The organism is Serratia sp. CoH_134_PS_4, assembly GCF_058190535.1.
This window is the reverse complement of the sequence record NZ_JBXWKI010000001.1, coordinates 104415-116665: the sequence shown is the minus strand read 5'-3', so window position 1 is coordinate 116665 and position 12251 is coordinate 104415. Positions and strand designations below refer to the sequence as shown.

Below are 12251 nucleotides of genomic sequence, written 5' to 3'. Positions count from 1 at the left end.
GCGAATAAGCACGCTACCGCCCTTGAGTTACAGCTCCCAATGCGCTATTAAAAATTAATCTGTAGAGGCGCCGCATGATGCGCCCATATTGCATGCGGTCCCACTACACTCTGTTGCCGCAATAGTCGGGGCGACGTTATTCACCCCGACTGCCAGCGACGAAAAATAAATAACCTTTGCCCGTGAGAAAGTTATCTCTAGGAAAATTCGTGCTTAATTGTTTTTTCGATTGCCGAATCAAGATCGACTGGCGCCACGAAATCACTTTGTACACTGCTCTTAAATTGCGTTCTGGCGCAGAATTTCTGTACACGAACGCGGCTAATAGGGAATTTACGGTGACTTATTTTACTCACCATATCTAATGCCGTTGCACCGCATATTCCAAATAAATAGGGAATGCGAATAGTCTTATTATTTCGCCCTAATGAAGACGAAATAACGTCGACCAACTGATTCATGGTGAAGTCCGGTTTATCAACATAATTACTGACCTGATATGTCGCCTGCTGATCCAACGCATGCTCCAGCCTGGCCGCAATATTTTCAACATAGGCCATAGACTTCATATTATTACCACTGCCAATCATCACAAATCGGCCGCTGGCGATCTGCCGGAACAAGTTATAAACGTTGCCACGGTTGTTTTCGCCAAACACCACCGTGGGTCGGATAATGGTTAACTTGTTGCTGGCGTCGGCTTTGCGCCAGGCCTCGTAGACATATTCAGCCTCCAGCTTGGACTTACCGTAATGGTTAAAGGGTTCATAAAGCCCTTCTTCATCGGTTTCTTTGGTCACAAAACCGTAGACCGCCACGGATGAAGTAAAAATAATTTGCGTGATATTTAACGCGGAGGCCGTCAAGCAGACATTACGCGCACCATCAACGTTAACCTGATAATACAGTGAGATAGGGTCGACATTGTCCTGATGTTCAGCCGCAAGATTAATCACGGCGTCACAACCAGCCAGGGGCTGCCGCAATGTTTCGGGTTGAGTTACATCGCCAAACTGATAGAGCTCAGGAAATTGCTCGCTCTGCTTCTTATCCACGATGGTCAACACCAGGTCGTTACGCGCACTCAGGCGTTTAACCAGACGCGTTCCGATAAAGCCAGAACCCCCGATGATAGCTACTTTACGCTTATCCATAATTTGTCACTCAGCTCGGTTTTCCATTATTCCTGCCACAGCATTTTGGCAGGACGCTTATTCGCGCTAAATCATGGAAACCAGACTGGACAAATCATTCTTCACTTTCAAATAACAAATAATGAAATAATAGTCTTTGAAAAATGTAAAATTATGGGGAAAGATGAAATCGTCTTACGCGCTAATTTTTAACATCGTAAGCAACCTGATATTGCATGGTTTTGTTCGGCAATATAAGATTAATCTTACCGCTCCCTTGAACGCTGGACGTTTCATATTTCACCGGTTGTTTCAATCGCCCTTCTTTGGGATCGACGCATTCTATGGTTGCCAGCTCCAGGCTCTCGCCTTCATACAAGCAAAGCAACGTTTGCGGACTATTGGTCCGAGCGTTGTTCAACGTCAGGGTCAAAACAACACGCGTATTGTTTTGAATGTCATTGATAATGGGTGGCCGAGTTTGATTTCCCAAAACATATGAAAAATGTGAAATAATTAGCAAGGATACGAATACCGACAGGTATTTCACAACTCTGACGGCAGGAACGGAGAAAAAACCTACGGGTGTGACCGGCTTTTTTCTTATTGTTGCGGTATTTTTAAGCGATTCGGGAACCTCAACGGGGGAAGACGGTATCCTATCTTCCTTATGTTGATCTATTTCCTCAGCGGTAACCTCATCATCTTTATTTGTACTTTCAGAAATATCCGCTTGAATATTATCTTCAGTTTCATCACTGATATTCCATATTTCGTCGTCGACATATTCATCCTCTTCAGAAATAAAGTGAAAAGCAGCCTTGTTTTCCACCTTATATCCCAGGCGTGGAATAGTTCTGATAAGGGTGTGCTCAGTATCTCCAATCTTTTGACGGATTGATTTAATTGTTTGATTTATCGTTGAATCCGAACAGTAAGTTCCTTTCCATATATTTTCTATAATTTCCGTACGTGTAACCAATTCTGGGGATCTGGCGACAAGAAGTGAAAGGATTTGATACTCCTTCCAACGCAGGCGGAATTTTTCCCTGGACGGTGTCAGAACATCTAGATTCCTAATCTTTATTCTTTTATCAAGATTCACTTTTAATTTCCTTAGCGTGCCTGTCCTGCACACTTTGTATAGAAATATGAAAAAATGTTCAAGAAATTAAATGTAAACTCAACAGGTTGCATTCATCAGATGTTTATTTTTATAAAAATTTGCTGATTTCATTTTTTACTTCCTCTCTCAAACGGAGGATTAGATTCTCTGAATGTCTCTATTTCCCTGTTGGCAACATGGTTTCTTATCATGTTAATCGGCAATAAAACAAACACAACACCATGTTTTTTAACAAGAAAGTAAATTATGTTGTTTGCTTGTTAATTACATGAAATTGTGAAATTTCATAATAACATCAGAAAGTATCACCTGCTTTTCCGCTTAATCTGATTGTCAGATAGCCTACAAAAAGCCTACGAAAACAGAATGAGAGTTATCTGATTTAATCCTTCATATTGTATTGAACTAAATATAGCACCAAATACAAAGGCATATTGCCAACTTGGTGACACACGTCTCGAATAATGAAAAAACGCAGATTTCATTATCCTGACAAACCTCATTACACGCACATTTTCTTTGTAAGGATTCAGACAGGAAAATGAACAATATCCTTCAATGACATTTCAGCTCATCATTGACCAAAAAAAACAGAACCTGAGAGATGCATCTATAAACAAAGGAAAAATCAGTGCAGGATAATAAGAATATTACCTAAAGGCAGGAAATTTCACTCGGGGCGTAAAAATATCACATGGAAGAGAGAAAGAAACAGCCCTCCCCTCTTGGAGAGGAACAGATTATACCCGAGCGCGGAATGCGGGGTCGGTTAAGGTGTTTTTAGCAAGCTCAGCGTTTTTTTCGGTCGATAAACGCGCGAAGCACCATGAAACTCATGCGCCTCGACCGAGCAAGGGGCCGTAAGCGCGGCCCCCTCCACCCACGCCTTCGCTTAACACCGTCTGCCCGCTGAGCGGTAATTACTCTGCCCGTCCTGGGCCTCGCCCCTTCGGGGCCGCTGCAAGCAGCGTTCAAATCTGCTCCCGGCAGATTTGTCCTCCTGCACCTGCGTTGTCGGGCGGGTCGGCTACGACAAATGTCCCTGTTAGTCTCGCCTCAATCGGCCTTCCCTGGCCGGTTGCCCCTGACAACGCCGTCTTGCTCGGCAGCCGGTGATGCGCACCAAGGTCAACACCCGAATCTGTAGTCATCGGGCAACCTATGCCCTCAGTGTGACGTTGCGCGATGAAAGACAGTGAACACGATGAGATGAGCATGGGGTTGGGCGCCCTGAAGACGTCGAACGCAAGAACAACGCATAGGCGAAACCGCCATGGACGGCGGTTTCAGGCGAGACAGGCAGGGACGCCTGTCGTAGCCGGCCGTGATGCGGTGTGATGAAGTGAGAGCCGTTGGCGCAGCCAACCGTCTGAGTGGGCAAGAGCGCGGGTTGCAAGGGGCCGCGCTTACGGCCCCTTGCTCGGTCGAGGCGCATGAGCCTCATGGTGCTTCGCGCGCTTATCGACCGAAAAGAGCGTTGAACTCGCTAAAAAAACCTACGTGGCCAACATTATCCGAACGTGTGATTACTTTTTACGACCGTAGACCACCCAAGTGATCACAACACAGAGCACATAGAATACCAGGAAGACTTTCATCGCCCCTGCTGGTGAGCCCGTCAGCGCGAGCGAAGTACCGAATGCCTGCGGAATAAAGAAGCCGCCAGCGGCGCCTATTGCCGAGATAAACCCCAGCGCCGCCGCAGAATCGGTGACCGCCTCACGCTGTGCACTCTCGTCGCTGCCGCCGCTAGCTTTAACCCGTTCGACGGTGATTTTCCGAAAGATCACGGCAATCATCTGGAAAGTCGAGCCGCTGCCCAAACCGGCTGTCAGGAACAACAACATGAATACGCCGTAAAAAGCCATAAATGAACCGCTATCACCGGCACCCGGTAAGGTCAGGAACAGCAATGCGGCAAACACCGCCATCAATATGAAGTTAATCAGCGTGACGCGAATGCCGCCAAAGCGATCGGACAGCGCCCCGCCCACAGGACGAGCTAAAGCACCAAGGAAGGGACCGAAGAAAGCATAATGCAGAATCACAACGTCCGGGAATTGTGTTTTAGACAGCATGGCGAAGCCGGCGGAAAAACCGATAAAGGACCCGAAGGTTGCCAGATACAACAGGCTCAACACCCACAGATGGCCGCGTTTAAGCACCGGTAACTGCTGACGCAGCGACGCTTTGGAAGCCGCCAGATCGTTCATGCCAAACCATGCGAACAATGTACCTATCAACAAGAACGGTACCCAAATCCAGGCCGCATTTTCCAACCACAGCTGACTGCCGTCCGGTTGTGTTTGGCCAGTACCGCCAAATACGCCGAATATGGCCACGGAGATCACCAGTGGGGCGACCAGCTGCATCACGCTAACGCCTAAATTGCCCAAACCGCCATTGAGCCCCAGGGCGCCCCCTTGCCGTGCTTTAGGGAAAAAGAAGCTGATGTTGGCCATGCTGGAAGCAAAGTTGGCGCCGGCAAAACCGCACAACAACGCGATGATGACAAACACGCCATAAGGGGTGGTGGCATCTTGCACGGCAAATCCCAGCCACAGGCAGGGTATCAACAGAAAACAGGTGCTGATCGCCGTCCAACGGCGCCCACCGAACAGCGGGATAACAAACGAATAAGGCACACGCAGAATAGCCCCCGACACAGAAGGTAACGCGGTGAGTAAAAACAGCTGATCGGTAGTGAAATTGAAACCGACTTTGTTCAGATTCACCGCCACCGCGCTGAACAACATCCAAACGCAGAAAGCCAACAGTAGGCAGGGAATGGAAATCCACAGGTTGCGGTTGGCAACGCGTTGACCGCGCTGTTGCCAGAATGCGGCATCCTCAGGCTGCCAGTCCTGAATAACCGCGCCTGTTTTTTTTGATAATGACGTTGCAGATTGCGACATAAAAACCTCAGACACAGGGTGATAATTCCGCCCACCCTAGGCGGCGATCCCCCCGGCAAAGTTGATGTAAATCAACCCGGATGCAGGTAGTAAACGCGCGGAAAATCCCCACCAGCCCTTTATGAGTAAGGCGCGCTTTCCCGCAAAAACAATACAAATCAAAAGATTAAAAAATGCCCGATGTCATCCTGATGCATCCGCAGCCCAGCCAGGAAACTAGGGGGTACTTCGTTAGAGGTATGGGGTTATGCGCGGGGATAATGAAAAATAATGCTGAATCGTTACTCTATTCACTGGCATCACCTGCTCCTGCACTCAGGTTTCCAGTTGTTGCATTGCGTTACCGCCGGGGATCCAAAACCTATGAAACGCCTGTTAGCTCCGCTTTCCATCGTTAACCAGGTAGCTATATTAATGCTGCTTCTGGGCATATTGGGCGTTGCTGGCATGAGCATTTCTGCCTGGATGTCGCAAAGCATTCAAGGCAATGCGCACGCCATCAATAAAGCCGGTTCCTTGCGTATGCAAAGTTACCGTCTGTTGGCACAAGTGCCTTTGAATGCCCACAGCGAAGCGCTGATTCGCGAACTGGATCAGGACGCAAACAGCCCTGATTTGCAGCGTTCGGTACAACAAGAGCAACTGACCGAACAATTTCAGGCACTGCACAATTACTGGCAATTAATGCTGTTGCCACAGCTGCGCAATGCCCAGCGGCCTGCAGAGGCTGCCGCCGAGGTTGCGCATTTCGTGTCACTGCTGGATACGCTGGTTTCCGATATCGACCATCACACCGAACGCCGGCTGTTGACAGTCACCCTGGTGCAGGCGGTGTTTATCGTACTGACATTGCTGCTTTTGGTCGGCACCATTTGCTATCTGCGCCGTCGCCTGCTGCACCCGTGGCGCCAACTGGTGGAGATGGCGCTGTCAGCAGGCCGTGGCGATTTTAGTCGACGCTTTGCTCAACGCGGCCATCAGGATGAAATGGCCTCGCTGGGCGGCGCGTTGAACACCATGTCCGACGAATTGGCCACAATGTATAACGGGCTAGAACAACGCGTTGCGGAAAAAACCGCCGACCTGCAGCAAAAAAATCAGGTGTTGAGTTTTTTGTATTGTGCCAGCCGCCAATTACACGCCAATGAACCGCTGTGCAGCCGACTGACGCCCATCCTCAATAAGCTGCAAGCCCTGACGCCATTACGTGCCATTCAGGTGCGATTGTACGAAAACAACAGCCAAGAACAGTTTGTCCAATTGAGCGGCAACCAGCCGCTTCGACCGGAATACTGCAACAACCCGGTATGTAGCGCTTGTCTCAGCGATGACAGCCCACAGCACGCCGATCTCCCTTTACTGAGCTGGAGCCTGAGCGACAAGCTGGGAGATTACGGCGTCATTATCGCGCAACATACGTCACAGCAGCCGCTGAACGACGACCACCAGCAGTTGATCAACACCCTGGTTGAGCAGTTGACCAGCGTGCTGGCTATTGAGCGCCAGGTTGACCATCAACAACAGCTCATGCTGATGGAGGAACGCGCAGCGATAGCGCGCGAACTGCATGATTCCATTGCCCAGTCGCTGTCATGTTTGAAGATGCAAACCAGTTGCCTGCAAATGCAAGGGGCCGAGCTCTCACCGGCGAATTTGGCGCTGGTTCAGCAAATGCGCGAAGAACTGAACATTGCCTATCGGCAACTGCGCGAATTGCTGACCACTTTCCGTCTACGGTTAACCGAGCCGGGGCTGCTGGCGGCATTGCAGTCGACGGTTCAGGAATTTAGCCAACGGCTCGGCATCACCATCAACCTCGATTATCAATTAACGCCACGTACAGTGCCTGCGTATCAGGCCATCCACCTGTTGCAGATTGCCCGCGAAGCCTTAAGTAACATCCACAAACATGCCCAGGCTAGCCGGGTGAACATTCAGGTCATCAATCAACGAGGGGAAGTGACCCTGAGTGTCAGTGATAACGGTCGTGGGCTGCCGGAAAATACCGCCCGCCCTGATCATTACGGCCTGATAATTATGCGCGATCGCGCCAAAAGCCTGCACGGCCGCTGCGAAATACTGCCCTGCAACGGCGGCGGCACTGAAGTCCGGGTGGTATTCAAACCGGACAACCACGCCATCGACTAAGAGCCGATCCCAATCGGCTCTCATGGGAGAAAACATGACAACTGAAACTGCCGCCACCATTTTACTGATTGACGACCACCCAATGCTGCGTAACGGCGTAAAACAGCTCATCGGCATGGATCCGCGCCTGCAGGTAATCGCCGAGGCCGGTAATGGTGAACAAGGCGTCACACTGGCCGAAGAGCACGATCCTGATCTGATCCTGCTTGACCTCAACATGCCGGGTATCAACGGGTTGGAAACGCTGGATCGTTTGCGAATGACCGCACTCTCCGGGCGCATTGTCGTGTTTAGCGTCTCGAATCATGAAGATGATGTCGTCAGCGCGCTAAAACGCGGTGCCGATGGCTATCTGCTTAAAGACATGGAACCGGAAGAGTTGCTGAAAGCTTTGCATCAGGCGGCGACCGGTCAAATGGTACTCAGCGAAGCCTTAACGCCCATTCTGGCTGCCAGCCTGCGTGAGAACCGCCCCAGCGCCGAGCGCGATATCCAGCAGCTCACGCCGCGCGAACGCGACATTCTGAAGCTGATCGCTCAAGGCCTGCCGAATAAAATGATCGCACGCAAATTGACCATCACTGAGAGCACCGTCAAGGTGCACGTTAAGCACCTCTTAAAAAAAATGAAGCTGAAGTCGCGCGTTGAGGCCGCAGTATGGGTATTACAGGGCAAGAACGGTTAGTTATCGCCGTATAACGGCCCAGTCTCTGCCGGGATAGCCGGCGTTTGCAGTATTTTTGCCGGTGGCAGACCTTCCTCGTTACCGGCAGACAGCGTCAAAGGCGTTGTCACCTGCAGTTGGATCCAGTTTGAGGTTACCAACTGGTGCTTGTCATCCTCCAACGTAACCGATAAACGGTAACTGTTGCTGGCACCTGGTGCGTCATCCCATTGCGGCACAATCAGGCTCCATCCATGCGGATCGTTACTGTTTTGTGACGGCGTCAAGCTCAAGGCCTGGGTGTCTCCCTGCCAGCTGACGTGGGTGATCTTGTTGGTGGTTTTAATTTCCAAGACCAACGGCAGCGTTTCCCCCGGATTCAGTTGCCAGGGGGGTGTCGCCAGGAACACCTGTAGCGTTTTGCGCTGGCGGAACGCCATCACCGGCACATTTTTGCGCTCGATGTTGTCATAACGGCTGCCGCGTAACGACTTGGCCTGCGCAACATATTCTGGCGATATCTGTTTCACCAAAGGCACGCCGAGCCGATAACTTAGCGCCAACTCAACCTGATCCTGACTCACGCCACCCTCACCCATCTTATGCAACGCTTTCACCGTGACCAAGGGAACCGGGGTGTAATTTACCCCCAACTGCATAGCCCGCGGGTCATTTTGCTTTTTACCGCTGCCAAACAGATCGACATTCTCTCCCCAATACTGCTCATAGCTGAGCGAGCCACCAATCTGGCGATAAAATGGCAGGTAGCCTTGCGTAGTAATGTCATAGCCCTTCGCCGGCCGGCTAAGAAACTCCGCGTTATCGGCCTGTTGCGCCAGGGCTGATAACGGGTAGTAATAGTTTGCTGAGAAACGCAGGAAATCGCCCCAGGCCTCCGCTCCCAAGCTGGCGCGGTTGTGATGACGTTCGAAATCGCTGTCGAGCACCGTGTTATACCCGAGTAACCAATCGCCAGCGACCCAGCGCTGCCCAACGCCAAGATTGCCGAGCGAACCGCCCGTTTGCTGCAGCAAACCTATCTGGCTGTAGGTCAGCAGGCCGTTGACATCATAAAGCGGGCTGAACAACTGCCCGCTGCTGCCGGCAAAATCCCCGCGATCGGACATGGCCAACGACAGTTTGGCGGTCCCCAGTGGAGAGAGCAATTCCTGAGCCTGTTGTTGCAATACATCACTGGCTTGGCCCACGGCATAGTTTTCGGCACGGGCACGCACCTGCTGGCCCGAAACGTTATTAAGATTACGTTCCCCCAACTGCTTGGCCATGGTGGCCCACTCTTTCTCGCGTTCGGCATCATTCGACGTGTTGCTGCCCAGCTCAGGAAGACTATCGTCCGCGGTGGGTTGTGGGGTCACGGTGTCTGGCGCTGGCGGGGACTCGGCATAGGCGGGTAACGCACAGGCAAACGCCCCCAATAACCACGCGGCCGGTGAACAACCAGCAAGGCGGGAGAGGACATGAACGGCTTCTCTCATTGTACAACGTGCTTTTTGTATAACGTCTGTCATTACGCAGTCGCCGCCGCCTCATCCAGAAGGCTTGGCGCATAAACCTTTTTTTGCTGCCGCCACTCCAGGCAACAGACACCCCAAGGATCACACACTGGCTGAACAGAGGGCGTTTCTCTGCCGGGTGCCGGGACACCAAAGTGCATCGTAAAACCCAAAGTCTAATCGGTTTCTGATGAGAAACAATCGGATAAACCTCATTTGGCATTGTGACACCGTCACACAAAGCACCACTCGGCAAGAAGAGGTTGCCGTCTTCGGGCTACGGCTTTCATCCCCCCAACCCAAAGGGTAAAATTCACTTTATTTCACTCTCAATTTTGCCTAAAAAAAACGCACACCAAAATACAAAATCATATCAAAACACTGATTACCAATATTAATTTAAAACCTCAGCGCGTTTGCGCTGCCAAGTGCAACACGTTGCGGCCCACCTCGCAAGACTGAAAAACGGCAAATCATTCACTCCCTTCCCACCGGGTTTTGCCGCTATTTTGAACACTACTTTCAGTTCAGCAGGGACATTTTATGTTTAGTGGGCCACCGTTCGAGCTCTGGTATCGCGGGTTTTTTATCCTGGCTATGCTCCTTCCGGCCGCGGCAGCAATACGGCTGATTGATTTACTGTCACAGGGGCTTACGCCACCGCCATCCCCCCCGAAAATACGGTGGGTCTGGTGGATCGCCCTGGGTGCCGGCATGGCGGCACTGCCTTTCAGTATCCCGCTACCACAAGGGTTCTTCTTACTGTCGGCGGCCGCCCTCTTGCTCGCACTGGCGTTCATCGACTGGCAATACCGCTTACTGCCCGATCGCTTGACACAACCGTTACTGTGGGCCGGATTGTGGGTTAACCAGCAGGGTTACTTTACCTCGCTGAGTGAGGCGGTCACGGGCGCAATCGCCGGTTACCTGTCGCTGTGGCTGCTCAATGCGGCCTATAGATGCAAACGTAAAACTGACGGCATCGGCCAAGGCGATTTTAAACTGCTGGCGGCATTGGGTGCCTGGACGGGATGGGCTGCTTTACCGGTGCTGGTCACCGTCGCGGCCGCCGCCGCTCTGTGCACCACGGTTTTGGCCTGTTTATTGCGCAAAACCGACGGGCATTCCCCGCTGCCATTTGGCCTTTATCTGGCCATTTCAGGTTGGTGGATTCTATTATCGATGGCCGACATGGGCATCGTGACCTTCATCAAGGGAAATTCCTTAATTTCAGCTTATTTCACCCCAATGGCAGACAGGCTCTCCCCTTTGGCCACTGTTATAGCCGACTGTTGATCCGGCTGTTATAGCGGGCAAGCCTCTGCGCCACTATGCTTTATTTAAGCAAACACAGGAGGCTGTATGATCGGTCGTGGTTTATCCGCACTCGCGCTCAGCGTGATATTTACGGGTTCGTTACCCTTTGCGGCGCAAGCCGCCAGCACCTTTACCCTCAGCTCACCGGCGTTTCAGGATAACGGTATGCTGGCGCAGAAATATGCCGGCGCCACCCCTGGCAACGCCAGCTGTACCGGCGATAACGTTTCTCCACCGCTAAGCTGGGCCAACCCCCCCGTAGGCACCAAAAGCTTCGCCTTGTTGCTGTCCGATCCAGAAGGCAAAGCCGGTCTGGGCGTCAGCCATTTAGTCGCCTATGGCATCCCTGCCAGCATCAACGGATTCGCTGAAGGCGATCTCACCCAAGGCAAAGGCTTTGTCGGTGGCAAAAACTCACCGGGTACCGCGGTTTATCATGGCCCATGCCCGCCCGCTGGCTCTGGGCTGCATCACTACACGTTTGTGCTGATCGCCACCGATCTCCCCCCGCATGCACTTGGCCCCGGATTAACCCGTGAACAGCTACTGGAAAAACTACAGGGCCACGCCAAGGGCGGTGCGGGCATTATCGGCCGCTTCGGCCAATAGAGGGCTAAAGGCCCGCGCCTTTTGGGGCCGCACAGCGTTGACCGTCACAGGGCGGTGCAGACTGACCACCTCACCAATCACCAGCAGGCTGGGTGACATAGGCCGCTGATTGACGATCAACGCCGGTAGTGAGGACAAAGTACCGATTAATACTCGCTGTTGCGGTTGCGTACCGCGCTCAATGATAGCCAAGGGGGTCTGTCCCGCCATGCCATGGCGTATCAGCTGTGCCGCAATGGTTTCACTCAGGGTCAGCCCCATATAAAACACCAGCGTCTGCCCTGCGGTAACAAGGCTTTGCCAATCCAGATCCACTTCACCGCTGCGGCAATGTCCAGTGACAAAACGCACCGATTGCGCGTAGTCGCGATGGGTCAGCGGAATACCGCTCGCCGCCGCACATCCGCTGGCAGCGGTAATACCCGGTACCACATGACACGGCACGCCATGGCGCTGTAATTGCACCATTTCTTCCCCGCCACGGCCAAAAATAAAGGGGTCCCCTCCTTTCAACCGCACCACCCGATTACCCGCCTGCGCCAGTTCCACCAGCAGGTGTTCGATCTCCACTTGCGACAGGGTGTGGCACCCCATGGATTTACCCACGTCGATTCGCAACGTCTCCAGCGGCAGCAATGCCATTACCGCCGGGGAAACCAGGCGATCGAACACCACCACATCCGCCTGGCGGATCACCCGCAGCGCTTTCAAGGTCAGCAGCTCGGCATCCCCTGGTCCGGCCCCCACCAGCCATACCTCACCGCCACGTACCGGCTGTTGCCTGTCCCCGGCATACAGCAGTTTATCAATCACGTTCATATCGAT

General features: G+C 52.2%; 9 protein-coding genes. 4 read left to right on the top strand and 5 right to left on the bottom strand.

Translation table 11 applies throughout. The annotated features are described in order from the left end of the window. Nucleotides 1-197: 197 nt before the first annotated feature. The 3 genes from AC2FCQ_RS00540 to AC2FCQ_RS00530 all read right to left on the bottom strand — a co-directional run bounded on the left by AC2FCQ_RS00540 (nucleotide 198) and on the right by AC2FCQ_RS00530 (nucleotide 5174). Nucleotides 198-1154 carry an NAD-dependent epimerase/dehydratase family protein gene (locus AC2FCQ_RS00540; RefSeq protein ID WP_490308165.1) on the bottom strand — a complete coding sequence of 319 codons (957 nt, stop codon included), beginning with the start codon at nucleotides 1152-1154 and terminating at the stop codon, nucleotides 198-200. 181 nt (nucleotides 1155-1335) lie between these two features. Beyond that, nucleotides 1336-2238, bottom strand: a complete 903-nt coding sequence (locus AC2FCQ_RS00535) for a transcriptional regulator (RefSeq protein WP_404759378.1) — start codon at nucleotides 2236-2238, stop codon at nucleotides 1336-1338. A 1547-nt stretch (nucleotides 2239-3785) separates the two neighbouring features. Beyond that, nucleotides 3786-5174: a NarK family nitrate/nitrite MFS transporter gene (locus AC2FCQ_RS00530; protein ID WP_209635403.1), complete on the bottom strand. Its 1389-nt coding sequence runs from the start codon at nucleotides 5172-5174 to the stop codon at nucleotides 3786-3788. A 363-nt stretch (nucleotides 5175-5537) separates the two neighbouring features. Here AC2FCQ_RS00530 and narX point away from each other — a divergent pair, with 363 nt between their 5' ends. Continuing rightward, nucleotides 5538-7322 carry a nitrate/nitrite two-component system sensor histidine kinase NarX gene (gene narX / locus AC2FCQ_RS00525; RefSeq protein WP_490308164.1) on the top strand — a complete coding sequence of 595 codons (1785 nt, stop codon included), beginning with the start codon at nucleotides 5538-5540 and terminating at the stop codon, nucleotides 7320-7322. 34 nt (nucleotides 7323-7356) lie between these two features. After that, nucleotides 7357-8007 (top strand): two-component system response regulator NarL, encoded by a 651-nt coding sequence (gene narL, locus AC2FCQ_RS00520; RefSeq protein ID WP_209635406.1) that lies wholly within the window; start codon nucleotides 7357-7359, stop codon nucleotides 8005-8007. Here the strand turns inward: narL and AC2FCQ_RS00515 are convergent. Further along, nucleotides 8004-9515: a YchO/YchP family invasin gene (locus tag AC2FCQ_RS00515; protein ID WP_265553791.1), complete on the bottom strand. Its 1512-nt coding sequence runs from the start codon at nucleotides 9513-9515 to the stop codon at nucleotides 8004-8006. The genes narL and AC2FCQ_RS00515 overlap by 4 nt on opposite strands. A gap of 528 nt (nucleotides 9516-10043) precedes the next feature. On the opposite strand from AC2FCQ_RS00515, the gene AC2FCQ_RS00510 reads away from it, so the two are divergent. After that, nucleotides 10044-10796 carry a prepilin peptidase gene (locus AC2FCQ_RS00510; RefSeq protein WP_404759375.1) on the top strand — a complete coding sequence of 251 codons (753 nt, stop codon included), beginning with the start codon at nucleotides 10044-10046 and terminating at the stop codon, nucleotides 10794-10796. Nucleotides 10797-10862: 66 nt separating this feature from the next. Further along, on the top strand, nucleotides 10863-11426 hold the full coding sequence (locus tag AC2FCQ_RS00505; RefSeq protein WP_404759374.1) for a YbhB/YbcL family Raf kinase inhibitor-like protein: 564 nt from the start codon (nucleotides 10863-10865) through the stop codon (nucleotides 11424-11426). On the opposite strand, the gene cobA is transcribed toward AC2FCQ_RS00505, so the two are convergent. Continuing rightward, on the bottom strand, nucleotides 11373-12245 hold the full coding sequence (gene cobA, locus AC2FCQ_RS00500) for a uroporphyrinogen-III C-methyltransferase (protein WP_490308163.1): 873 nt from the start codon (nucleotides 12243-12245) through the stop codon (nucleotides 11373-11375). The genes AC2FCQ_RS00505 and cobA overlap by 54 nt on opposite strands. Between the last annotated feature and the right edge of the window lie 6 nt (nucleotides 12246-12251).

Coding starts and splice junctions, on each gene's coding strand:
- AC2FCQ_RS00515 (WP_265553791.1), bottom strand. CDS start 9,515: ATGACAGACGTTATACAAAAAGCACGTTGTACAATGAGAGAAGCCGTT.
- AC2FCQ_RS00540 (WP_490308165.1), bottom strand. CDS start 1,154: ATGGATAAGCGTAAAGTAGCTATCATCGGGGGTTCTGGCTTTATCGGA.
- narX (WP_490308164.1), top strand. CDS start 5,538: ATGAAACGCCTGTTAGCTCCGCTTTCCATCGTTAACCAGGTAGCTATA.
- AC2FCQ_RS00530 (WP_209635403.1), bottom strand. CDS start 5,174: ATGTCGCAATCTGCAACGTCATTATCAAAAAAAACAGGCGCGGTTATT.
- cobA (WP_490308163.1), bottom strand. CDS start 12,245: ATGAACGTGATTGATAAACTGCTGTATGCCGGGGACAGGCAACAGCCG.
- narL (WP_209635406.1), top strand. CDS start 7,357: ATGACAACTGAAACTGCCGCCACCATTTTACTGATTGACGACCACCCA.
- AC2FCQ_RS00510 (WP_404759375.1), top strand. CDS start 10,044: ATGTTTAGTGGGCCACCGTTCGAGCTCTGGTATCGCGGGTTTTTTATC.
- AC2FCQ_RS00505 (WP_404759374.1), top strand. CDS start 10,863: ATGATCGGTCGTGGTTTATCCGCACTCGCGCTCAGCGTGATATTTACG.